The sequence below is a fragment of the Micromonospora sp. WMMA1998 genome (genome assembly GCF_027497375.1).
In the GTDB taxonomy this organism is placed as follows: Bacteria; Actinomycetota; Actinomycetes; order Mycobacteriales; family Micromonosporaceae; genus Micromonospora; species Micromonospora sediminicola.
Genome location: NZ_CP114911.1, coordinates 2,561,452 through 2,584,201, shown reverse-complemented (window position 1 = coordinate 2,584,201; position 22,750 = coordinate 2,561,452). Strand labels below are relative to the sequence as shown.

General features: G+C 74.1%; 19 protein-coding genes and 2 tRNA genes. 15 read left to right on the top strand and 6 right to left on the bottom strand.

Features of this window, described 5'->3' with window-relative positions; all coding sequences use genetic code 11:
- The first annotated feature begins 3 nt into the window (after positions 1 to 3).
- From O7600_RS11320 to O7600_RS11270, 11 genes are all read left to right on the top strand, one after another.
- Complete coding sequence (locus tag O7600_RS11320; RefSeq protein WP_281593557.1) at positions 4 to 1,152, top strand: inositol-3-phosphate synthase; 1,149 nt, start codon at positions 4 to 6, stop codon at positions 1,150 to 1,152.
- Complete coding sequence (locus O7600_RS11315; RefSeq protein WP_281593556.1) at positions 1,149 to 2,048, top strand: SCO3242 family prenyltransferase; 900 nt, start codon at positions 1,149 to 1,151, stop codon at positions 2,046 to 2,048. Before O7600_RS11320 ends, O7600_RS11315 begins: the two co-directional genes overlap by 4 nt.
- Positions 2,045 to 2,938: a sugar phosphate isomerase/epimerase family protein gene (locus O7600_RS11310; RefSeq protein WP_281593555.1), complete on the top strand. Its 894-nt coding sequence runs from the start codon at positions 2,045 to 2,047 to the stop codon at positions 2,936 to 2,938. Before O7600_RS11315 ends, O7600_RS11310 begins: the two co-directional genes overlap by 4 nt.
- A 37-nt stretch (positions 2,939 to 2,975) precedes the next feature.
- Positions 2,976 to 3,581, top strand: coding sequence for an EboA domain-containing protein (locus tag O7600_RS11305; protein WP_281593554.1), 606 nt, complete (start codon positions 2,976 to 2,978; stop codon positions 3,579 to 3,581).
- A gap of 1 nt (position 3,582) precedes the next feature.
- Positions 3,583 to 4,434 carry a TatD family hydrolase gene (locus O7600_RS11300; protein WP_281593553.1) on the top strand — a complete coding sequence of 284 codons (852 nt, stop codon included), beginning with the start codon at positions 3,583 to 3,585 and terminating at the stop codon, positions 4,432 to 4,434.
- Complete coding sequence (gene eboE, locus O7600_RS11295) at positions 4,434 to 5,621, top strand: metabolite traffic protein EboE (RefSeq protein ID WP_281593552.1); 1,188 nt, start codon at positions 4,434 to 4,436, stop codon at positions 5,619 to 5,621. Before O7600_RS11300 ends, eboE begins: the two co-directional genes overlap by 1 nt.
- Positions 5,618 to 7,012: a nucleotide pyrophosphatase/phosphodiesterase family protein gene (locus O7600_RS11290; protein WP_281593551.1), complete on the top strand. Its 1,395-nt coding sequence runs from the start codon at positions 5,618 to 5,620 to the stop codon at positions 7,010 to 7,012. Before eboE ends, O7600_RS11290 begins: the two co-directional genes overlap by 4 nt.
- Positions 7,009 to 8,076: a polyprenyl synthetase family protein gene (locus tag O7600_RS11285; RefSeq protein WP_281593550.1), complete on the top strand. Its 1,068-nt coding sequence runs from the start codon at positions 7,009 to 7,011 to the stop codon at positions 8,074 to 8,076. Before O7600_RS11290 ends, O7600_RS11285 begins: the two co-directional genes overlap by 4 nt.
- Positions 8,077 to 8,356: 280 nt before the next feature.
- Entirely contained in the window at positions 8,357 to 11,194 is a 2,838-nt protein-coding gene (locus tag O7600_RS11280; protein WP_281593549.1) for an RICIN domain-containing protein, read from the top strand.
- Positions 11,195 to 11,214: 20 nt separating this feature from the next.
- Entirely contained in the window at positions 11,215 to 13,323 is a 2,109-nt protein-coding gene (locus tag O7600_RS11275; protein WP_281593548.1) for a ThuA domain-containing protein, read from the top strand.
- Between the two features lie 172 nt (positions 13,324 to 13,495).
- Positions 13,496 to 14,506, top strand: coding sequence for a sugar phosphate isomerase/epimerase family protein (locus O7600_RS11270; RefSeq protein WP_281593547.1), 1,011 nt, complete (start codon positions 13,496 to 13,498; stop codon positions 14,504 to 14,506).
- 94 nt (positions 14,507 to 14,600) lie between these two features.
- Here the strand turns inward: O7600_RS11270 and O7600_RS11265 are convergent, their stop codons facing one another.
- Positions 14,601 to 15,785, bottom strand: coding sequence for an ROK family transcriptional regulator (locus tag O7600_RS11265; RefSeq protein WP_281593546.1), 1,185 nt, complete (start codon positions 15,783 to 15,785; stop codon positions 14,601 to 14,603).
- Between the two features lie 127 nt (positions 15,786 to 15,912).
- Complete coding sequence (locus O7600_RS11260; RefSeq protein WP_281593545.1) at positions 15,913 to 16,311, bottom strand: hypothetical protein; 399 nt, start codon at positions 16,309 to 16,311, stop codon at positions 15,913 to 15,915.
- Positions 16,312 to 16,582: 271 nt separating this feature from the next.
- On the opposite strand from O7600_RS11260, the gene O7600_RS11255 reads away from it, so the two are divergent.
- The 4 genes from O7600_RS11255 (at position 16,583) to O7600_RS11240 (ending at position 20,382) form a co-directional block, all read left to right on the top strand.
- Positions 16,583 to 16,655 (top strand) — tRNA-Asn (locus O7600_RS11255).
- Between the two features lie 169 nt (positions 16,656 to 16,824).
- The gene (locus O7600_RS11250) at positions 16,825 to 18,960 is read left to right on the top strand and encodes an MMPL family transporter (RefSeq protein WP_281593544.1); all 2,136 of its coding nucleotides are present in this window, start codon (positions 16,825 to 16,827) and stop codon (positions 18,958 to 18,960) included.
- Positions 18,953 to 20,185, top strand: a complete 1,233-nt coding sequence (locus O7600_RS11245; protein ID WP_281593543.1) for an NAD(P)/FAD-dependent oxidoreductase — start codon at positions 18,953 to 18,955, stop codon at positions 20,183 to 20,185. The genes O7600_RS11250 and O7600_RS11245 overlap by 8 nt, the downstream gene beginning before the upstream one ends.
- Positions 20,186 to 20,305: 120 nt before the next feature.
- Positions 20,306 to 20,382: transfer RNA gene (locus O7600_RS11240), tRNA-Ile, on the top strand.
- Between the two features lie 94 nt (positions 20,383 to 20,476).
- Here O7600_RS11240 and O7600_RS11235 read toward each other — a convergent pair.
- From O7600_RS11235 to O7600_RS11220, 4 genes are all read right to left on the bottom strand, one after another.
- Positions 20,477 to 20,992, bottom strand: coding sequence for a hypothetical protein (locus tag O7600_RS11235; RefSeq protein WP_281593542.1), 516 nt, complete (start codon positions 20,990 to 20,992; stop codon positions 20,477 to 20,479).
- 224 nt (positions 20,993 to 21,216) lie between these two features.
- The gene (locus O7600_RS11230; RefSeq protein ID WP_281593541.1) at positions 21,217 to 21,720 is read right to left on the bottom strand and encodes a hypothetical protein; all 504 of its coding nucleotides are present in this window, start codon (positions 21,718 to 21,720) and stop codon (positions 21,217 to 21,219) included.
- Positions 21,713 to 22,015 (bottom strand): hypothetical protein, encoded by a 303-nt coding sequence (locus tag O7600_RS11225; RefSeq protein WP_281593540.1) that lies wholly within the window; start codon positions 22,013 to 22,015, stop codon positions 21,713 to 21,715. Before O7600_RS11225 ends, O7600_RS11230 begins: the two co-directional genes overlap by 8 nt.
- A 22-nt stretch (positions 22,016 to 22,037) precedes the next feature.
- On the bottom strand, positions 22,038 to 22,616 hold the full coding sequence (locus O7600_RS11220; RefSeq protein WP_281593539.1) for a GNAT family N-acetyltransferase: 579 nt from the start codon (positions 22,614 to 22,616) through the stop codon (positions 22,038 to 22,040).
- Between the last annotated feature and the right edge of the window lie 134 nt (positions 22,617 to 22,750).

The following is a 22,750-nucleotide window of genomic DNA, read 5'->3' as shown; positions in this document are numbered from 1 at the left end:
GCGATGCGTACAGGTGTCTGGCTGGTCGGAGCACGCGGCTCGGTCGCGACCACCAGCGTGGTCGGGGCACTCGCCCTGCGGGCCGGGCTGACCGCGCCGACCGGCTGCGTCACCGAACTTCCCGCGCTGCGCGGACCCGCGCTGCCGGGCTTCACCGACCTCGTCTTCGGCGGCCACGACGTGGTCGCCACCCCGCTCACCAAACGCGCCGAGGCGCTCGCCGCCGCCGGGGTGCTGCCCGCCCGGCTGGCCGACGCCGTGGCGCCGGAGCTGGCTGCCGTGGAGGCGGCGCTGCGCCCCGCGCCGACCGACGGTGGCCCGGGCGACCGGATCGCCGCCGTGGTCCGCGACCTCACCGACTTCCGCCGCCGCCACGGGCTGGAGCGGGTGGTGGTGGTCAACGTCGCCGCCACCGAGCCGGCGCCCGCCCCGCACCCGGCCCACCGCGACCCGGCCGCGCTGCGCGCCGCGCTGGCCGGTCCGGTCGACGTGCTGCCGGCCAGCTCCCGCTACGCGTACGCGGCGTTCACCGCCGGCTGCCCGTACGTCGACTTCACCCCGTCCACCGGCGCCCGGCTGCCGGCCCTGGTCGCGCTGGCCGACGAGCGCGGGCTGCCGTACGCCGGGCACGACGGCAAGACCGGCGAGACGCTGCTGAAGTCGGTGCTGGCGCCGATGTTCGCGATGCGGCACCTGGCCGTGCGCTCCTGGTCCGGGACGAACCTGCTCGGCGGCGGCGACGGCGCCACGCTCGCCGAACCCGCCGCCAACGCCGCGAAGGTGGTCAGCAAGCAACGGGTCCTCGCCGAGACGCTCGGCTACCTGCCGCAGGGCAGCACCCGGATCGACTACGTCGAGGAGCTGGGCGACTTCAAGACGGCCTGGGACCTGGTCACGTTCGCCGGTTTCCTGGGCACCGGGATGCGGATGGAGTTCACCTGGCACGGCTGCGACTCGGCGTTGGCCGCCCCGCTGGTGCTCGACCTGGCCCGGCTCACCGCCGCCGCGCACGCGGCCGGCCGCCGGGGCGCGCTGGCCGAGCTGGCGTTCTTCTTCAAGGATCCGCTCGGCGCCACCGGGCACGCGCTCGGCGCGCAGTGGGCGGTGCTGTGCGACTTCGTCGCCGGCCTGCACGCCGGGGTGACCCGGTGACCCGGCTGGCCGACCTGGCCGAGCTGGTCCGGGCGCCGGCCGCGCTCTCGGTGCCCGGGGACGTGGTGGCCGGCGCCGCGGCGGCCGATGCGCTCGACCGGCGTACGCCCGCGCTGGCCGGCGCGTCGGTGCTGCTCTACTGGGCCGGGATGGCCGCCAACGACTGGGCGGACCGGCGGCTGGACGCGGTCGAGCGCCCGGAGCGGCCGATCCCGTCCGGCCGGGTCCGCCCGGCCGTCGCGTTGGGCGTCGCGGCCGGCCTCACCGCCGCCGGCCTCACCGTCGCCACCGCCGCCGGGGGCCGCCGGGCGGCGGCCGTCGCTTTCCCGCTCGCGGCCACCATCTGGGGGTACGACCTGCGGGCCAAGGACACCGCCGCCGGCCCGGCGGTGATGGCCGCCTGTCGGGGCCTGGACGTGCTGCTCGGCGCGACGGGTGGCCGGACGGCGCGGGCGTTGCCGGCCGCGCTGACCGTCGCCGCGCACACCTGGACCGTCACCGCGCTGTCCCGCCGCGAGGTGACCGGGATGGCGGACCGGCGGTTGCCGGGCCTCACGCTGGCCGGCACCGCGTTGATCGCGCTCGCCGCCCCGGGCCGGCCGACCGTGTTAAGCGGGGGCCCCTCCTCTACCGGAGGCGTTAAGAGGGGGCCCTGCCTTCGGGTGCCGGCCGTGCTCGCCGCCGGTTACGCCGTCCGGTACGGCCGGGCGCAGGCCCGGGTGCTCGCCGACCCGGCGCCGGCCCGGGTGCGGGCCGCCGTCGGCGCCGGCATCACCGGGCTGCCCGCGTTGCAGGGCGCGCTGACCGCCCGGGCCGGCGCGCGGCTGCTCGGCCTCGCCGTCGCCGGGGCCGCCCCACTCGGTCGCCGGCTGGCCCGACTCGTCTCCCCGACATGACCGCCGCGCCGGCGGCACCGACCGCCGCGACTCCGCCCGGGCCGGGCCGGCTGCGCTTCGGATACGGCACCAACGGCTTCGCCAACCACCGCCTCGGTGACGCGCTCGCGGTCCTCGCCGACCTCGGGTACGAGGGCGTCGCGCTCACCCTGGACCACGACCACCTGGACCCGTTCGCCCCCGGGCTGGCCCGCCGGGTGGCCGCCGTGCACCGCCGGCTCGACGCCCTGGGGTTGGCCGTGGTGGTCGAGACCGGGGCCCGCTACCTGCTCGACCCCCGGCACAAGCACGCTCCGACGCTGCTGCACGACGACCCCGCCCGCCGGGTGGAGTTCCTCCACCGGGCGGTCCGGGTCGGCGCGGACCTGGGCGCCGAGGCGGTCTCCTTCTGGGCCGGCGTACGCCCGCCGCGGGTGCCGCCGCCCGTCGCCCGGGACCGCCTGGTCGCCGGCTGCGCCACCGTCTGCGCCGAGGCGGAGGCGGCCGGCGTGCCGCTGGGCTTCGAACCCGAGCCGGGCATGCTGGTCGCGGACATCGCCGGCTGGTGGTGGCTGCGCGACGCGCTCGGCGCGCCGCCCGGCTTCGGCATCACCCTCGACATCGGACACTGTCGCTGCCTGGAGCCGCGACCGGTGCCCGAGTGCGTGACGGCGGTCGCCGACCACCTGGTCAACGTGCAGATCGACGACATGCGCCGGGGCGTGCACGAGCACCTGGAGTTCGGCGCCGGGGAGATCGACTTCCCGCCGGTGCTGCGCGCTCTGACCGACGCCGGCTACCCCGGCCTGGTGGCGGTGGAACTGCCCCGCCACTCGCACGCCGCCCCGACCGTCGCCGCCCGCTCGCTGGACTTCCTGCGCGCCGCCGCCCGGCGCGGCGAGGGGCGGTGACCGACCACCTTCCAGCACCCGGCAGAGGGGAGACGGCATGACACCCGACCGACTGCGCGCCGCGCTGCGGGGCGTATCCGATCCGCAGTGGCTGGACGCGGCGCTGCGCCGCGTCGCGACCGAACCCGCCACGATCCCGCGCTTCTTCGCCGCCGCCGCCCGGCGGTGCGGGCGCGGGCCGGTGCCCGACCCGCCCGGCTGGACCGTCGACGAGGCGGCCCGGGCGCTGCTGCTCACCGCGCTGCCGGCCGGCCACGCCGCCGCGGCCGAGGCGCTCTACCGGCGCGGCGACGCCGCCGAGCGGCGCGGGGTGCTGCGCGCGCTGCCGCTGCTGCCGATCGGGGCGGAGTGCGTGCCGCTGCTGCACGACGCGATCCGCACCAACGACACCCGGCTGGTCGCCGCCGCGCTCGGCCCCTACGCCCGGCACCTGGAGCAGCCGGCCTGGCGGCAGGCGGTGCTGAAGTGCGTGTTCGCCGGGGTGCCGCTGGCCGTGGTCGACGACCTGACCGGCCGGGCCGACGGCGAGCTGGCCCAGATGCTGGCCGCGTTCGCCGCCGAGCGGCACGCCGCCGGCCGGACCATGCCCGACGACGCCACCGAGCTGCTGCGTCGGCTGACCATCACCACCACGGAGGCGTGACATGCGCATCTTCGACCCGCACATCCACATGACGTCGCGGACCACCGACGACTACGAGCGGATGGCCGCCGCCGGCGTGCGCGCGGTGGTCGAGCCGGCGTTCTGGCTGGGTCAGCCGCGCACCAGCGTGGACAGCTTCGTCGACTACTTCGACTCGCTGATCGGTTGGGAGCCGTTCCGGGCCGGGCAGTTCGGCGTCCGGCACCACGCCACCGTGGCGTTGAACCCGAAGGAGGCCAACGACCCGCGCTGCCGCCCGGTGCTCGACGTGCTGCCGCGCTACCTGGACAAGGACGGCGTGGTCGCGGTCGGCGAGATCGGCTACGACGCGATGACCCCGGCCGAGGACGCCGCGCTGGCCGGTCAGCTCGCGCTGGCCGTCGGGCACGACCTGCCCGCGCTGGTGCACACCCCGCACCGGGACAAGGCGCGCGGCGTCGAGCGCACCCTCGCCGTGGTCGCCGAGTCGGGCATCGACCCCGGGCGGGTGCTGATCGACCACCTCAACGAGGTCACCGTGAAGCTGGTCCGGGACACCGGCTGCTGGCTGGGCTTCTCCATCTACCCGGAGACCAAGATGTCGCCGCCCCGGATGGTCGAGCTGCTGCGGACGTACGGGACCGAACGGATGCTGGTCAACTCGGCCGCCGACTGGGGGCGCTCCGACCCGCTGCTCACCCGGGCCACCGGGGAGGCGATGCTGGCCGCCGGGTTCGACGACGACGACGTCGACCGGGTGCTGTGGCGCAACCCGGTGGAGTTCTACGGCCAGTCCGGGCGGCTCGACCTCGCCGACCTGGACGCCCCGGCGCCCACCTTCGCCGGCAACTCGATCCTGCGCGGGGGCGAGTGATGCGGCTGCGGCACCCGGACGGCACCACCGTCCACCTCGGCTACTGCACCAACGTCCACCCCGCCGAGGACCTGCCGGGCGTCCTCGCCCAGCTCGACACGTACGCGCTCGCGGTGCGCCGGACGCTCGACACCGACCTGCTCGGGCTGGGGCTCTGGCTGGCCGCGCCGGTGGCCGCCGCGCTCGCCGCCGACCCGCCGGCCCGCCGCCGGCTGCGCCACGAGCTGACCGTACGCGGGCTGGAGGTGGTCACGCTCAACGGCTTCCCGTACGCGGCGTTCCAGGCGCCGGTGGTCAAGGGCGCGGTCTACCACCCGGACTGGACCACGCCGCAGCGGCTGGCGTACACCCTGGACCTGGCCCGGGTCCTCGCGGACCTGCTGCCCGACGACGCGGCCCGGGGCTCGGTCTCGACGCTGCCGCTGGCCTGGCGCACCCCGTGGGACGCGGGGCGGGCGGACACCGCCCGCCGTCGGCTGGACGCGCTCGCCGCCGGGCTGGCCGCCGTGCAGCGGGACACCGGCCGGGTGGTCCGGGTCGGCTTCGAACCGGAACCGGGCTGTCTGGTGGAGTCCACGGGACAGGCACGCGCGGTATTGTCAGCCATGGATACCGACCGGCTCGGGATCTGTCTGGACCTGGCGCACCTCGCATGCGCCTGGGAGGAGCCGGTCGACGCGTTGGCCCGGCTGCGCGACGCCGGGCTGCCGGTGGTCAAGGTGCAGGTCTCCGCCGCCGTCGAGGCGGCCGACCCGGCCGGTTCCACCGACGCGCTGCGCCGCTTCGTCGAGCCGAGGTTCCTGCACCAGACCCGGGCGGCGGGCTGCGCCGGCGCCACCGACCCGGCCGACCCGGCGTACGCCGCCGACGACCTCGACGCGGCGCTCGACGCGCGGCTGCCCGGGGCGTGGCGGGTGCACTACCACGTGCCGCTGCACGCCCCACCCGAGCCGCCGCTGCGCTCCACCGTGCCGGTGCTGCGGTCCGCCCTGGCCGCGCTCCTCGCCGGTCCGGCCGCCGGCTGCGACCACCTCGACGTCGAGACGTACACGTGGGGGGTGCTGCCGGAGGCGCGGCGGCCGCGCGGCGACGCGGAGCTGGCCGCCGGCATCGCCGCCGAGCTGGCCTTCGCCCGCGACGAACTGGTCGCGCTCGGGCTGTCCACGGTGGCCGGGGTTCCCTCATGAGCCGCCGGCTGGTGGTGCTCGACGTGGTCGGGCTGACGCCGCGGCTGCTGGCCCACATGCCGCGGCTGCGCGCGGTGGCCGAGGCCGGCTTCGTGGCCGAGCTGGGCACCGTGCTGCCGGCGGTGACCTGCTCGGCGCAGGCCACGTTCCTCACCGGGGAGCTGCCCGCCGGGCACGGCGTGGTGGGCAACGGCTGGTACTTCCGCGACCTCGGCGAGGTGCTGCTCTGGCGGCAGCACCACGCGCTGGTCGGCGGCGAGAAGGTGTGGCAGGCGGCCCGCCGGGTGGAGCCGGGCTACCGGGTCGCCAACGTCTGCTGGTGGTACGCGATGGGCGCGGACGTGGACTGGACGGTCACGCCGCGCCCGGTCTACCACGCCGACGGGCGCAAGGAGCCGGACTGCTGGACCGACCCGCCCGAGCTGCGGGACACGCTGACCGACGCGCTCGGCACGTTCCCGCTGTTCAGCTACTGGGGGCCGGGCGCCGGGCTGCCGTCGTCGGCCTGGATCAGCCGGGCCGCCCGGCGGATCCTCGCCGACCACGCCCCCGACCTGACCCTGGTCTACCTGCCGCACCTCGACTACGACCTGCAACGGTTCGGGCCCGTCGACCCGCGGGCCGCCGCCGCGGCGACGGAGCTGGACGCGGTGCTCGGCCCGCTGCTGGACGCGGCCCGGGAGCGGGACGCGACGGTCGTCGCGCTCTCCGAGTACGGGATCACCGACGTCTCCCGCCCGGTGGACGTCAACCGGATGCTGCGGGCCGAGGGCCTGCTGCGGGTGTACACCCAGGCCGGGATGGAATACCTGGACCCGTGGACGTCGCGGGCCTTCGCGGTGGCCGACCACCAGGTGGCGCACGTCTACGTGCGGGATCCGGCGGACGTGCCGGCGGTGGCGAAGCGCTGCGCCGCGCTGCCGGGTGTCGCCGAGGTGCTGGACGCGGCCGGGCAGGCCGGTTACGGGCTGGACCACCCGCGCTCCGGCGAGCTGGTGCTGGTGGCCGAGCCGGACGCCTGGTTCACGTACTACTACTGGTTGGACGACGCGCGGGCGCCCGACTTCGCCCGGCTGGTCGAGATCCACCGCAAGCCCGGCTACGACCCGGCCGAGCTGTTCTTCGACCCGGCCGCGCCGGCCGCCGCGAGACGGCGGGCGGCGGTGGCGTTGGCCCGCAAGAAGCTCGGCCTGCGCTACCTGATGAGCGTGGTGGGGCTGGACGCCGGGGCGCGGGCGGTGCGCGGCTCGCACGGCCGGCTGCCCGCCGACCCGGCGGACGCTCCGGTGCTGCTCTGCTCCGACCCGGCCGCGACCCGGACCCGGGTCGCGGCGACCGACGTCAAGGCGTTGCTGCTCCAGCTCGCCGGACTGGCCCGGGAGGCGCCGTGACCGTCACCGTCGTACCGACCGACCCGGCCCTGCTGCGGGGCCGCTTCGACGCCGCGCTCGCCGCGTTCCTGGACGCGCGCGGGCCGGGTCGGCCGGACGACGGCACGGGGGCCGTCCACGCCGAGGTCCGCCGATTCGTGCTGGCCGGCGGCAAGCGGCTGCGGCCGTTGTTCTGCTACTGGGGCTGGCGGGGCTTCGGCGGCCCGGACGGCCGGCCGATCGTGGTCGCCGCGGCGGCGCTGGAGCTGTTCCACGCGTTCGCGCTGATCCACGACGACATCCTGGACCGCAGCGACCGTCGCCGGGGCGAGCCGACGGTGCACCGGCACTTCGCCGACCTGCACGCCCGCTCCGGGTGGCGGGGCGACCCGGCGGCGTACGGCCGGCGGGCGGCGCTGCTCTGCGGTGACCTCTGCGCGACCTGGTCGGCCCAGATGTTCCACGGCTGCGGGCTGCCGGCCGAGCGGCTGCGTCGGGGTCACGCCCTGCTGGCCCGGATGCGGACCGAGGTGATCGCGGGGGAGTACCTGGACGTGACCGCGGCGGCCGGGGACGGCTCGGTGGCGAGCGCGCTGGCGGTGGTGCGGCTGAAGACGGCCCGCTACACCGTCACCCGGCCGGTGCAGGTCGGCGCCGCGCTGGCCGGGGCGGGCCCGGGAGAGGTGGCCGCGCTGGCCGGCTTCGGCGATCCGCTCGGCGACGCGTTCCAGCTTCGCGACGACCTGCTCGGCGTGTTCGGCGACCCGGCGGTGACCGGCAAGTCCGACCTGGACGACCTGCGGGAGGGCAAGCCCACGGTGCTGATGGCGCTGGCCCGGGCGACGGCCGGCCCGGCCGACGCGGCCCGGCTGGACGCGCTGGTCGGCGACCCGGAGCTGGACCCGGCCGGGGCCGCCGAGGTGCGCGCCGTCGTGGAGGCGTGCGGGGCGCGCGACGCGGTGGAGCGGATGATCCGGGTCCGGGCGGACGAGGCGCTGGCCGCGCTGGACGGGTTGGCGCTGGACGAGCCGGCGCGGCGGGCGCTGACCGCGCTCGCGTACCGGGCCGTGGACCGTCGTCAGTGACGCCAACTTTTGACGCGTTCCGACAAAAGTGTTTCCGGAACAAGCAGAAGCTATGGACAGGCCAATCGAAAGCCCTTAATGTCGTGCGCAGCACAGAGCTGTTTCGACGAGGTGAACGCCCGCACCGCCCCGCCTCGTCGAGGTGACCACCGGCCCCCGCCGGAGGTCACGGCCCGCCGTAACCGCACCCCGGTGGGCCGGCGCAGCACCCCCCCCACCCGGCATCCGGCGCGACGCGCGCCCGGTCCTGGCTGCGCGCGTCAGGAAGGGACAGCACAGCATGTCCAGCCACCCGCACCACCCTCCAGCCCGACGACGACTCGCCGCCGGCTCGGCGCTGCTGCTCGCGGCGGCCGCCGGCGCGGTCACCCTGGCCGCGGCGCCCGTCCCGGCGTCCGCCCACCCCATCCCGGCGAGCGACTTCCAGCAGGTCGAACTCGCCCGCGGCGTCGCCGAGACCGGCGAGCCGATGTCCCTCGCGGTGCTGCCCGACCGGTCGGTGCTGCACACCGCCCGCAACGGCACGCTGCGCCGCACCGACGCGGCCGGCGCCACCACGGTCATCGGCACCCTGCCCGTGTACACCCACGACGAGGAGGGGTTGCAGGGCGTCGGCGTCGACCCCGGCTTCACCACCAACCGGCACATCTACCTCTACTACGCGCCGCCGCTGTCCACCCCCGCCGGGGACGCGCCGGCCACCGGCACCGACTTCTCCGCCTGGCAGGGCGTCAACCGGCTGTCCCGGTTCACGCTCAACGCCGACTTCACGCTCAACCAGGCCAGCAAGGTCGACGTGCTCGACGTGCCGGCCGACCGGGGCCTGTGCTGCCACGTCGGCGGCGACATCGACTTCGACGCCGCCGGCAACCTCTACCTGTCCACCGGCGACGACACCAACCCGTTCGACTCCGCCGGCTACGCCCCGATCGACGAGCGCACCAACCGCAACCCCGGGTACGACGCGCAGCGCAGCGCCGGCAACACCAACGACCTGCGCGGCAAGATCCTGCGGATCAAGGTGAACGCCAACGGCACCTACTCGATCCCGAGCGGCAACCTCTTCGCGCCCGGCACCGCGAAGACCCGCCCGGAGATCTACGCCATGGGCTTCCGCAACCCGTTCCGGATGAGCGTCGACAAGGCCACCGGCATCGTCTACGTCGGCGACTACGGGCCGGACGCCGGCACCACCTCGGCCCGCGGCCCGTCCGGGCAGGTCGAGTTCGATCGGGTCACCGGGCCGGGCAACTACGGCTGGCCGTACTGCACCGGCACCAACACCGCCGCCGAGACGTACGCCGAGTGGGACTTCGCCGCCGGCACCGCCGGGGCCAAGTTCACCTGCACCGGTGGCCCGACGAACAACTCGTTCCGCAACACCGGCCTGACCACGCTCCCGGCCGCGAAGTCGGCGTGGATCCGCTACGGCGGCGACGCCGGCACCCCGAGCGAGTTCGGCGGCGGCTCCGAGTCGCCGATGGGCGGCCCGGTCTACCGCTACGACGCGGCCAACCCGTCCACCACCAAGTTCCCGCAGTCCTTCGACGGGCAGTTCTTCGCCACCGAGTTCGGTCGGGGCTGGATCAAGCCGATCCACCTCAACGCCGACGGCTCACCCGGCACCATCGACGCGTTCCCATGGACCGGCAAGCAGGTGATGGACTCCGCGTTCGGCCCGGACGGCGCCTACTACGTGCTCGACTACGGCACCGGCTACTTCAACGGCGACGCCAACTCGGCGCTGTACCGCTTCGACTACCTGGGCGGGGCCAACCGCGCCCCGGTGGCCCGGGCCGCCGCCGACAAGACCTCCGGCGCCGCGCCGCTGACCGTGGCGTTCTCCTCGGCCGGCTCGTCCGACCCGGAGGGCGGCGCGCTGACGTACGCCTGGACGTTCGGTGACGGCGGCACCTCCACCGCGGCCAACCCGTCGCACACCTACACCGCGAACGGGCGCTACACCGCCACGCTGACCGTCCGCGACCCGCAGGGCGCCACCGGTACCGCCAGCGTGACGATCACCGTGGGCAACACCGCGCCGACGGTGGTCATCGAGACGCCCGGCAACGGCAGGCTCTTCTCCTTCGGCGACACGGTGCCGTTCCGGATCACCGTCACCGACCCGGAGGACGCCACCATCGACTGCACCAAGGTCAAGATGACCTACGTGCTCGGCCACGACCAGCACGGCCACCAGATCACCTCGGCGACCGGCTGCACCGGCTCGATCGCGATCCCGGTCGACGGCGAGCACGACGACGCGGCGAACATCTTCGCCATCTTCGACGCCGAGTACACCGACTCCGGCGGCCTCGCCACCCACACCCAGCACACGCTCCAGCCCCGGCACCGGCAGGCGGAGCACTTCAAGACCTCGTCCGGGATCAACACGTTCGACAAGGGCACCGCCGAGGGCGGCAAGACCGTCGGCGACATCCACAACGGGGACTGGATCGCGTTCCAGCCGTACCTGCTCGCCGACGCCACCGGGTTCACCGCTCGGGTCTCCTCGGCCGGCGCGGGCGGCACGCTCCAGGTGCGGGCCGGCTCGGCCACCGGTACCGTGCTCGGCTCGGCCAGCGTCCCGGTCACCGGCGCCTGGGACTCGTTCACCACCGTCACCGGCACGATCAGCAACCCGCCGGCCGGCACCACCACGCTCTATCTCACGTTCGCCGGCGGCTCCGGGGCGCTCTACGACCTGGACGCGTTCACGCTCGCCACCTCGGCCGTCCGCACCGGCCCGGTGACGGGCCTGGCCGGCAAGTGCCTCGACGTGCGCAACGCCGCCACCGCCGACGGCACCCAGATCCAGCTCTACACCTGCAACGGCACCGCCGCGCAGTCGTGGACGGTGACGCCGAACTCGACGGTCAGGGCGTACGGCAAGTGCCTGGACGTGTCCGGTGGTGGCAGTGCGGACGGCACGAAGATCCAGTTGTGGACGTGCAACGGCACGGGCGCGCAGAACTGGTCGGCGCAGGCCGACGGGACGGTGCGTAACCCGCAGTCGGGCAAGTGCCTGGACGTGTCCGGCAACAACTCGGCCGACAGCACGCCGGTGCACCTGTGGACCTGCACCGCTGCCGCCAACCAGCGCTGGACCCTACCCTGAGGAATGGACGGAGAACGCCGATGAGACTCCTCCGCACCGCGCTGGGGGCGGTGACCGCCGTGCTCGCCACCATCGCCTGCACGACCCCCGCCACCCCGGCGAGCGCCGCCGACGCCCCCTACGACGTGCTGGTCTTCTCGAAGACCGCAGGCTTCCGGCACGACTCCATCGCGGTCGGCACACAGACCGTCCGCGACCTCGGCGCGGCGAACAACTTCACCGTCACCGCGACCGAGGACGCCACCCAGTTCACCACCGCCAACCTGGCCCGCTTCGAGGCGGTGATCTTCCTCAACACCACCGGGGACGTACTCAACGCGACCCAGCAGGCCGCGTTCGAGGCGTACATCTCCGCCGGCGGCGGGTACGTCGGCGTGCACTCCGCCGCCGACACCGAGTACGACTGGCCGTTCTACGGCAACCTGGTCGGCGCCTGGTTCGCGTCCCACCCGGCGATCCAGCCGGCCACCGTCAAGGTGGAGGACCGGGCGCACGCCGCCACCGCGCACCTGCCGCAGCAGTGGAACCGCACCGACGAGTGGTACAACTACCGCACCAACGCCCGGTCCAGCGCGCACGTGCTGGCCAGCCTCGACGAGTCCTCGTACTCCGGTGGCTCGATGGGCGGCGACCACCCGCACGCCTGGTGCAAGACGTACAGCGGCGGGCGGTCCTTCTACACCGGCGGCGGGCACACCCAGGCGTCCTACGCCGAGCCGGCGTTCCGGGCCCACCTGCTCGGCGGCATCCGCTACGCCGCCGGGCGCACGAAGGCCGACTGCCGGCCGGAGACCGGCTACACCGCGCTCTACAACGGCGGCACCACCGGCTGGTCCCAGGCCGGCCCGGGCAGCTTCACCAACGCCGACGCCACGCTCACCTCGGTCGGCGGCATGGGGCTCTACTGGTACAGCGCGAAGCAGTTCACCAACTACTCGCTCAAGCTGGACTGGCGGGTGGCCGGGGACGACAACTCCGGCGTCTTCGTCGGCTTCCCGCCGTCGAGCGACCCGAACTCGGCGGTGAACAACGGCTACGAGGTGCAGATCGACCCCACCGACGCCGCCGACCGGACCACCGGCGCGATCTACGGGTTCAAGTCCGCCGACCTGGCGGCCCGGGACGCGGCGCTCAACCCGGCGGGGGAGTGGAACACCTACGAGATCCTGGTCGAGTCCGAGCGGCTCCAGGTCTTCCTCAACGGCGTCCGGATCAACGACTTCACCAACACCGACCCGGTCCGGTCGCTCGCCGGGCACGTCGGCATCCAGAACCACGGCACCGGCGACGACGTGTCGTTCCGCAACATCCGGATCAAGGAGCTGGGCGGCACCCCGCCGCCGACCGGCTCCACCACCGTGCAGGCCGAGTCGTTCAGCGCGGCCAGCGGCGTCAGCGCGTTCACCAAGGCCGGCGCCAACGGCGGGCAGACCCTCGGGTACGTCGACCCGGGCGACTGGGCCGCGTACCAGGGGGTGGACCTGACCGGCGTGACGTCGCTGCGGGCCCGGGTGGTCTCCGGCGGTCCGGGCGGCACCATCCAGATGCGCACCGGCTCGCCCACCGGCCCGGTCCTCGGCCAGGTGGCGGTGCCGAACACCGGCGGCTGGACCACCTTCGCCGACGTCTCCACGGCGTTGAGCGGGGTGCCGTCGGGCACGCAGACGGTCTACCTGACGTTCACCGGCAGCGGGTCCGGGCTGTTCGACGTGGACGACTTCACGCTGGTCCGCTCGACCGGCACCGGCGGCGTCGGCCCGGTGAAGGGCCTGGCCGGCAAGTGCCTGGACGTGCGGGGAGCGGCCAGCGCGGACGGCACCCAGATCCAGCTCTACACGTGCAACTCCTCGGCGGCGCAGTCGTGGACGGTGACGCCGAACGGGCCGGTGAAGGCGCTCGGCAAGTGCCTGGACGTCTCCGGTGGCGGCAGCGCGGACGGCACGAAGATCCAGTTGTGGACGTGCAACGGCACGGGCGCGCAGAACTGGTCGGCGCAGGCCGACGGGACGGTGCGTAACCCGCAGTCGGGCAAGTGCCTGGACGTGTCCGGCAACAACTCGGCCGACAGCACGCCGGTGCACCTGTGGACCTGCACGGGCGCGGCGAACCAGCGCTGGACCCTGCCCTGAGGTAGGTCATAGAGTGGAGGCGGCGACCGCGAGGTGGCCGGTGACCCGGCGGGAGGCGCAACCCGCGGGTTCGCAGACGCGCACGCGTCCACCGGTGCCCTCGGGCCGCCGCCTCCGGTCCCCTCGCCCCGGTCCGCAACGGAATCCCCCATGACGACAGGGGAGAAGGACAATGGCGCGACCCATCACGCTCTTCACCGGCCAGTGGGCCGATCTTCCGTTCGACGAGGTCTGCCGGCTCGCCTCCGAGTGGGGCTACGACGGCCTGGAGATCGCCTGCTGGGGCGACCACTTCGAGGTCGACAAGGCGCTCGCCGACGACTCGTACGTCGAGCGCAAGCGGGCCACGCTGGCCAAGCACAACCTCCAGGTCTTCACCATCTCCAACCACCTGGTCGGGCAGGCCGTCTGCGACCACCCGATCGACGAGCGGCACCAGGACATCCTGCCGGCCCGGATCTGGGGCGACGGCGAGCCGGAGGGCGTGCGCCGCCGGGCCGCCGAGGAGATGAAGGACACCGCGCGGGCGGCGGCGAAGCTCGGCGTGCGGACCGTCGTGGGCTTCACCGGTTCGTCGATCTGGCACACCCTGGCCATGTTCCCGCCGGTGCCGCCGGCCATGATCGAGCGCGGCTACCAGGACTTCGCCGACCGGTGGAACCCGATCCTGGACGTCTTCGACGAGGTGGGGGTGCGGTTCGCGCACGAGGTGCACCCCAGCGAGATCGCCTACGACTACTGGACCACCAGGCGCGCGCTGGAGGCGATCGGCCACCGGCCGGCGTTCGGCCTGAACTGGGACCCGTCGCACTTCGTCTGGCAGGAGCTGGACCCGGTGAACTTCATCTTCGACTTCGCCGACCGGATCTACCACGTGGACTGCAAGGACGCGAAGGTCCGCACCGGGGACGGCCGGCGCGGCCGGCTCTCCTCCCACCTGCCCTGGGCCGACCTGCGGCGCGGCTGGGACTTCGTCTCCACCGGGCACGGCGACGTGCCGTGGGAGGACTGCTTCCGGGCGTTGAACGCGATCGGCTACGACGGCCCGATCTCGATCGAGTGGGAGGACGCCGGCATGGACCGCCTGGTCGGCGCGCCGGAGGCGCTCCAGTTCGTCCGCCGCCTCGCCTTCGACGCCCCCTCCGCCGCCTTCGACGCCGCCTTCAGCAGCACCCGCGACTGACCCCCCCGCTCTCCGCGATCTTGCAGTTGTGGCCCCCCGAAAACGGGGTGTATCCGACATGTCGGGGGCCGCAACTGCAAGATCGGCGGCGGGGTCAGCGGGCGGCGAAGACCTGGTCGCTGACCAGGCGGGCCGCGCCGATCAGGGCGGCCCGGTCGTCCAGGTCGGACAGGACGATCGGCATGCTGCCGGTGGCCAGCGGGGTGGAGCGCCGGTAGACCACGCCCCGGATCTCGGCCAGCAGGACCGGCCCGATGCCGGGCGGCGCCCCGCCGATGATCACGATGGCCGGGTTGACGAAGCTCACCAGCCCGACCAGCACCTGCCCGAGGCGACGGGCGGCGTCGCGGACCAGCGTCTGCGCCGCCGCGTCGCCCTCGGTCGCCGCCGCGGCCACGTCGGCCACCGTCAGCGTGCCGGCCTCCGCGAGCCGGTCCGCCAGCGCCGTCGAGCGCCCCGTCCGCACGGCCGTCACCGCCTCGCGCACGAGGGCGGCGTCCCCGCAGTACGCCTCGACGCAACCGGTGTTGCCGCACCCGCAGAGCGGTCCGTCCTCGGTGAGCTGGAGGTGCCCGATGTCGCCGGCCCCGCTGGCCGCGCCCCGGTAGAGCGCGCCGCCGAGCACCAGCCCGCAGCCGACGGCGTCGCCGAGCTTGACGTAGAGGAAGTCGTCGAACGGTCGGCCGGTGCCGGCGTGCCGCTCGCCCAGGGCCATCGCGTTGGCGTCGTTGTCGACGTGCACCGGGCAGCCCAGTTCGGCGGCGAGCGTGTCGCGTACCGGAAAGCGGTGCCAGCCCGGCAGGGCGGGTGGGGAGACGGGGGTGCCGTCGCGGACGGCGACCGGCGCGGGCAGCGCGACCCCGACCCCGGTCAGCCGGGCCAGCCCGGCCTCGGCCCGCAACTTGCCGAGCAGCTCGACCGCCCGGCCGACCACCGCCTCGGGACCGATCCGGACGTCGACCGGCTCGTCGTGCCGGGCCAGCAGGTTCAGCTCGCCGTCGGCGAGCGCGACCCGCAGCCGGCCGTCGCCGACGAGCACCGCGCCGAAGCGCACCTGCGCGCCGACCCGCAGCAGCGACGAGCGACGGCCACCGCGGGACGCGGCCGGTCCGGCGGTCTCCACCAGGCCCAGCTCGGTCAGCCGGTCGACCTCGGCGGCGAACCGTGCCCGGGGCAGCCCCAGCACGTCGACCAGCTCGACCCGTGACCGCGGGCCGTCGTCGCGCAGCAGACGCAGCAACCGCGCCTGGTCCGCCGTCTCCGGTCCGACCATCGGCATGTGATCACCTCCCCACGGAGAATGTGCCACACCAGCGTCACGGCGGCGTGACGCGTGGGGAGGTGGCGTCCGGGCACACGGGAGCGGGCCGGTCACCCGAAGGTGACCGGCCCGCTGTCCGCGTGCGTCAGAGCGTGTTGGACGGCTTGGTGCTCGTGCCGGTCGTGCTCGTGCCGGTCGTGGTCGAGCCGGTGGCGCTGGTCGAGCCCGTGCCGTTGGCGCTGCTCCGGCTGCCGACGGCGGCCGGCGTGCCGGCGAACGGCTTGTCGGCGTCGGAGAGCCCCTGCTTGCCACCGTTGCCGGTGGCGAGCTTCTCGCCGATCTTGGTCTGTCCCAGCTTGTCCTTGCCCTCCGAGTAGAGCCGGTTGGCCTGGGCCTGCGCGACGCCGGCCGCCTCCTGGACGGTCGGGTGGTCGAGCACCTTGCGCCCGCGGACCACCAGCTCCTCGTACTTCTCCCGGCCGGCACGGGCGCCCAGGACGAAGCCCGCAGCCAGCCCGCCAAGGAACATGATCTTTCCGCGCATGGCGGCTCCTTTCGTACCTGACGCTCTGCCGATCCCCGCCGATACCCGGCGGAAGCGACCCACTCGCGCCTACATTCTCTGTCGGTGCCTTAACTACCCATCCTGCTCCGCGCTCATACCTCCCGGTGCCGAGATGACGATTTGTCCCGTAAACCGCCTCCGGTCAACCGGTCCGGTCGGGTCCGGTACCCCCTGGCGCACCACCCCCCGATGTCCTGTACTCTTGTCCCCGTCGCACGGCGCGGAGAGATCCGGGTCGGGCGGTGTTCGGTCCCCTGTAGCTCAATTGGCAGAGCAGCCGGCTGTTAACCGGCAGGTTATTGGTTCGAGTCCAATCGGGGGAGCTTCGCTCCACGTCACGCCCGTCGGCCCACGCCGGCGGGCGTTCTCCGTTTCCGGGCCCGGGCAGCCGCCCGATTTCCGCCCGCGCGCGACACGTCGGCCGGCAGGATGGTCGATGTCGACTTAGACTCCCGCTGCGTCGATTGTTGCGTCGATTCGAGGGTGGTGGAGATGGCCGCAGGACGCAGCCGCTGGACCGCGACGCTGGTCGCGGTGGCGGTGGTGCTCGGCTGGCTGGTCGTCGGTGGCGTCGCCGGTCCCTACTCCGGGAAGCTCGGCGAGGTCGCCACCAACGACAACGCCTCGTTCCTCCCCGCCGACGCCGAGGCCACCCGGGCACAGGACCTGGCCGCCGGCTTCGTCGACCGGGAGAGCACCCCCGCGCTGGTGGTCTACGAACGCACCGGCGGCATCACCCCCGCCGACCAGCAGCGGATCCAGGCCGACGCGGCGCGCTTCGCCCAGGTGCCGGGCGTCATCGGTCCGCTGCCGCCGCCGATCGTCAGTCAGGACAAGCAGGCCGCCCAGGTGATCGTCCCCATCGACAGCGCCGAGGGCGAACAGATCCGCACCGTCGTCGACGAGCTGCGGAACATCGCCGGCCCGGACCGGGACGGGCTCACCGTCGACGTGGCCGGCCCGGCCGGCCTGCTCGGCGACCTGATCGAGGTGTTCAGCGCGATCGACGGGCCCCTGCTGCTCGTCACCCTGGTCGTGGTGCTGATCATCCTGCTGATCGTCTACCGCAGCCCGGTGCTCTGGATCTTTCCGTTGCTGGCCGCGGGGATGTCGTACTCGCTGGCCGCCGTCGTCGTCTACTTCCTGGCGGACAACGACGTGGTCAAGCTCAACGGGCAGGCGCAGGGCATCCTCACCGTGCTCGTCTTCGGCGCCGGCACCGACTACGCGCTGCTGCTGATCGCCCGCTACCGGGAGGAACTGCACCGGCACGAGCGCCCCTGGGACGCCATGAAGGCCGCCTGGAAGGGTGCCGCCCCGGCCATCATCGCCTCCGGCGCCACGGTCATCGTCAGCCTGCTCTGCCTGCTGCTGTCCAGCCTGAACTCCAACCGGGCGCTCGGCCCGGTCAGCGCCGTCGGCATCGCCGCGACACTGCTCGTCATGCTCACCTTCCTGCCCGCCCTGCTGGTGCTCGGCGGGCGGTGGGCGTTCTGGCCCCGGCGACCCCGGCACGACGACGCGGACCCCCGCACCGAGCACGGCATCTGGGGGCGGATCGCCGGCTTCGTGGCGCGCCGCGCGCGTACCGTCTGGGTCGTCACCGCCGTGGTGCTGGCCGCCCTCGCCATCGGGGTGACCCAGCTCGGCGCCACCACGCTCGGCCAGTCCCAGCTGTTCACCCAGCGCACCGACTCGGTGGCCGGCCAGGAGGTGATCGACAGGCACTTCCCGGCCGGCACCGGCAGCCCGGCCACCGTCTTCACCCAGCAGGCCGCCGCCCAGCGGGTCGCCCAGGTGGCGCAGGGCGTCGAGGGCGTCGCCTCGGTCGCGCCGCTCGGCCAGCGCGGCGAGAACGCGCCGCCCGAGGAGAACGCGCCCCCGAAGGTCGTCGACGGGCGGGTGCAGCTCAACGTCACGCTCGCCGACCCGCCGGACAGCAACGGCGCCGAGCGGACCATCCGCGACCTGCGCGAGGCGGTCCACGCGGTGCCCGGCGCGGACGCCGTGGTCGGCGGCTTCACCGCCATCAACGTGGACACCGCCGACGCCTCCGTCCGGGACCGCAACGTGATCATCCCGGTGGTGCTGCTGGTCATCGCGGTCATCCTGGCGCTGCTGCTGCGCGCCCTGGTCGCCCCGGTGCTGCTGATCGCCACCGTGGTGCTGTCGTTCCTGGCCACGCTCGGCCTCTGCGCCCTGCTCTTCCGGTACGTCTTCGACTTCCCCGGCGTGGACCAGTCGTTCCCGCTGTTCGCGTTCGTCTTCCTGGTCGCGCTCGGCATCGACTACAACATCTTCCTGATGAGCCGGGTCCGCGAGGAGTCGGTCCGGCGCGGCACCCGGGCCGGCGTGCTGGCCGGCCTCGCGGTCACCGGCGGCGTCATCACCTCCGCCGGCATCGTGCTCGCCGCCACGTTCTCCGCGCTCGCCGTACTCCCGCTGGTGGTGCTGGTCGAGCTGGGCGTGGCGGTCGCCGTCGGGGTGCTGCTGGACACCATCGTGGTCCGCTCGCTGCTGGTGCCCGCGCTCGCGTACGACATCGGGCCGAAGGTGTGGTGGCCGAGCCGGTTGTCCCGGTCGCACCGCGAGGGCGACCGGGCCGGGGCGGGGGTGGACCGTGCCTGACACCGACGTGGTGATCGTCGGCGGCGGCCTGGCCGGCCTCGCCGCCGCCCGCCGGCTGCACCGCGCCGGCGTGCCCTGGCGGCTGCTGGAGAGCGGTGACCGGCTCGGCGGTCGGGTCGCCACCGACGAGGTCGACGGGTTCCTGCTGGACCGGGGGTTCCAGGTGCTCAACACCGCCTACCCCCGGCTCGGCGGCCTGGTCGACCTGGACACGCTCGACCTGGGCTGGTTCACCTCCGGGGTGCTGGTCCGCCGGGGCGACCGGCTGGCACGACTGGTCAACCCGCTGCGCGAGCCGACCGGCGCGCCCGGCGCGCTCACCGCCGGCGTCGGCTCGCTGCGCGACCGGCTGCGCCTGGCCGCGCTCGCCGCCGGCTGCGCCGGCCTCCCGGTCGGGCGGCTGCTCACCGCGCCCGAGACCAGCACCGAGACGGCGCTGCGCCGGGCCGGCCTCTCCGACGCGATCATCGAGGAACTGCTCCGGCCGTTCCTCTCCGGCGTTCTGCTCGACCGCGAGCTGGCCACCTCCAGCCACGTCTTCGCGGTCATCCTGCGCTCCTTCGCCCGCGGCCGGATCGGGCTGCCCGCGCGCGGAATGGGCGCGCTGCCCCGCGCCGTCGCCGCCCCGCTGCCCGCCGAGCTGATCGCGCTGCGTACCCCGGTCACCGCTGTCGCGCCCGGCCGGGTCCGCACCGAGGCCGGTCAGATCACCTGCCGCGCCGTCGTGGTCGCCGCCGACCCGCCGGCGGCGACCACGCTGCTGCCCACGATCAGTCGGGTACGCATGCACGCCTACACCACCTACTACCACCGCGCCGACACCCCGCCGCTGGACGAGCCGATCCTGCTGCTCGACGGCGACCGGCGGGAGATGATCGCCAACACGGTGGTGCTCAGCAACGCCGCACCCACCTACGCACCGGCCGGCCAGCACCTGGTCGCCACCTCCGTGGTCGGCCCGCAGCCCCCGCCCGAGCGGGTGATCCGGACCGAGCTGGAACGCCTCTACGGCCGCTCCACCGCGGACTGGACCCACCTCACCACCGTCACGGTGCCCGACGCGCTGCCGGCCGCCCCGCCGCCGCAGGGCCGACTGCGCAAACCGGTCGCGCTCGGCGACGGGCTCTACGTGGCCGGCGACCACCGGGACAGCCCCTCCATCCAGGGCGCGCTGGCCAGCGGGTGGCGTACCGCCGGGGCGGTGCTGGAGGAGTTGCGGCGCTGAACCGACGTGTCGCTGCGCGCTGTTATTCTCGCGTTGCCCATCGTGGGCGTCGCGGTGGCCGCGTCGCCGGGGCGGTGGTGCCCGGAGATCGATCGGCGGGTTACGATCCGGCGCGGTGACGGGGCGGTAGCTCAGCCGGTTAGAGCAGGGGACTCATAATCCCTCGGTCGCGGGTTCGAACCCCGCCCGCCCCACCAGCCGTCTTCCATGGTCAACCATGCTTACGGCTAACGGAACGCACCACATTTCTCTCCGGGACGTACTCGGCCCGCCCTGTGTGCCGGTTCGGTCCTACGCAGTGGTGAACGGCTCAGTGCTGATGTAGAGCACCATCCCGACCAGAGCCAGGACGTCCAACGCCAGGAGGACGAGGTGCACGTAGCGGTACCGGCGCACCATCGTGCCGGCCATGAGTGTCGCCGGCGTGTGGTCCAAGAGCCTCGCGATCCTGTTCAAGCGCGTTTGGTACCCGCCCGGACGCACGCGGTTGTGACCGCCCACACCGGGGGTCAGGGCGGCAATCGGAATGGGCGAGTGCCCGGAGACCCGCAGCTCGATGCTGAACCCATCGATCCGGACGCCGCCGGTCAGTGACCGTGGAACGCTGTATTTGACGAGCGGGTTGCCCACGACGACATGCGTGCGGGTCACCGCCACGAAGGCAGCCGGCCCCGCGAGGTACATGAGCAGCACAGGCGTGCCGATCAGCGGAAGAACCAGCATTGCCGTCCGCGTACCGCCCTCCCACAGCCCCCAGATGCCGGCTGGTGTGAGCATGGCGATCGCCAACAGGGCGAGCGGGTCCATCCGCCGGATCATGGCCTCAACTCCTCATCCGGCACCGTTCACTGCACCACCTGACGGGGCACGCCGGTCGGCGTCGGTGAGCCAGGCTAGCCGCAGTGTTCGACACCGGCAGACAACCGTCTTGATCCTTGCGAGGCAGGGGATAGGAGCCATCCGGGGGGAGCAGGGGAGTGAGGCGGCAAACCACCCATCACCCGCGTCAACAACCCTGTTGGGCATAACACCTAGCCGCTGCCGCATCCCACGGCGACGGCCAGCACCGACAGTCGGCCCGCCCGGAACGCCGTCACCTGCTCGGCGGTCAGTGGGTGGTACGACAGCGGTGGGTCGGCCGTCGTCCAGCGGTCGACGTGCACGAAACAACCGTGCCACCGACCGCGGCCCACCACCCTGACGTCGGGGCCCGGATCACCCGGCGCGGCGGTGAGGACGAGCCCCGGCCCCGACACGCGGGCGAGGACGTCGTCCTCGGGGGGCCCGACGAAGAGCGCGACCGCGGCACGTTCCACGGCGGGAGCCGTGCCCGGGTCGAGGTAGTCCTGCACCCGCTCGTACCCGCGCACGTCGACCCGGGACACGTATCGCTGGGCGGGAGTCTCCACCGGGCCCGTCAGCCTGAGCGCGCCGAGGAGGCCGACGGCGATCAGGACGATCCACAGCGGCCACCACCGTCGGCGTCCCGGATGGGCCGGCACGCGCCGGTCGACGGTGTCGACGGCCTCAGGCACGCGCGCTCCGGGTCCGCTTCCGCCACCGGTGGTGGCGCCACATGGCGACGGCGACCGCGACCGCCACGAGAAGCGCGGTGGCGCCCTTCCAGCCCCGCTCGAACGACGACCTGTCGTCGCCGAACGCCGCGTCACCCGCGGTCATGAGCCACAGCCCGACCCAGGCCCACTGCCAGCCGTGCGGCCGGGAGAACCGCTCGGGCGGCTCGGCGACGGCGACGAACACCGCGGTCACCGCGCCGCCGACGACGATCACCGGCAACCCGACGCCCCCCACCGTCTCCCAGAGCGACACGGGCCGATGATGCCATCCGGCGTCACGGTCGACGGGGCACCTGCCGCAAGACCCAGGTCGGCACGGGCTCCACGAAGCCGTGCAGGACCTCCCAGCCGGCGCGGCGGTACATCTCGACGTTATAGGAGTTGCTCGTCTCCAGGACCGCCGGCAGGCCGTCGGCGGCGGCCCGCTCCAGTCCCACCCGCATCACGGCGTGACCCCACCCGCGGCCGGCGTGGTCCGGGTGCGTACCCAGCACGCCGAGGTACCAGAAGGGCTCGGCGGGCAGGGCGGCGTGCACCGCCCGGTCGTACACGCGGACGCGGCGCAGCGCTTCGGCGGGAAGGCGGGCGGCGAGGTCGTCGTCCGACCGGTCGCCGTCGGCCCCGGGCGGTTCCCAGATGGCGACCGACGCGCCGTGCCCGACCGTCCAGATCGTGCCCCTGGGCAGCCGTTTGTCGAAGAGGTGTCCGAAGAAGGCGCCGGCGTACGGCGGGTAGGTCGGGTCGTCGGGGAACAGGAACCGCAGAACGGGGTCCTTGCCGAAGGCGGCGACCAGCGAGGTGATGACCCGGGCACGGTCTTCCGACGTGGCGACGGCGATCTGAGGTGTGGTCACACCGCACATTGTCCTCGGGCCGGCTGTCGCGGCATGCCCGTCGGGTGCCGGTCACCTGACCGCCGAGCTGGCGACACCCGGCCAACCGGCCCGCTGCACGGCTTCCCGGCACGTCAAGCTCGATCGGCGGCGAC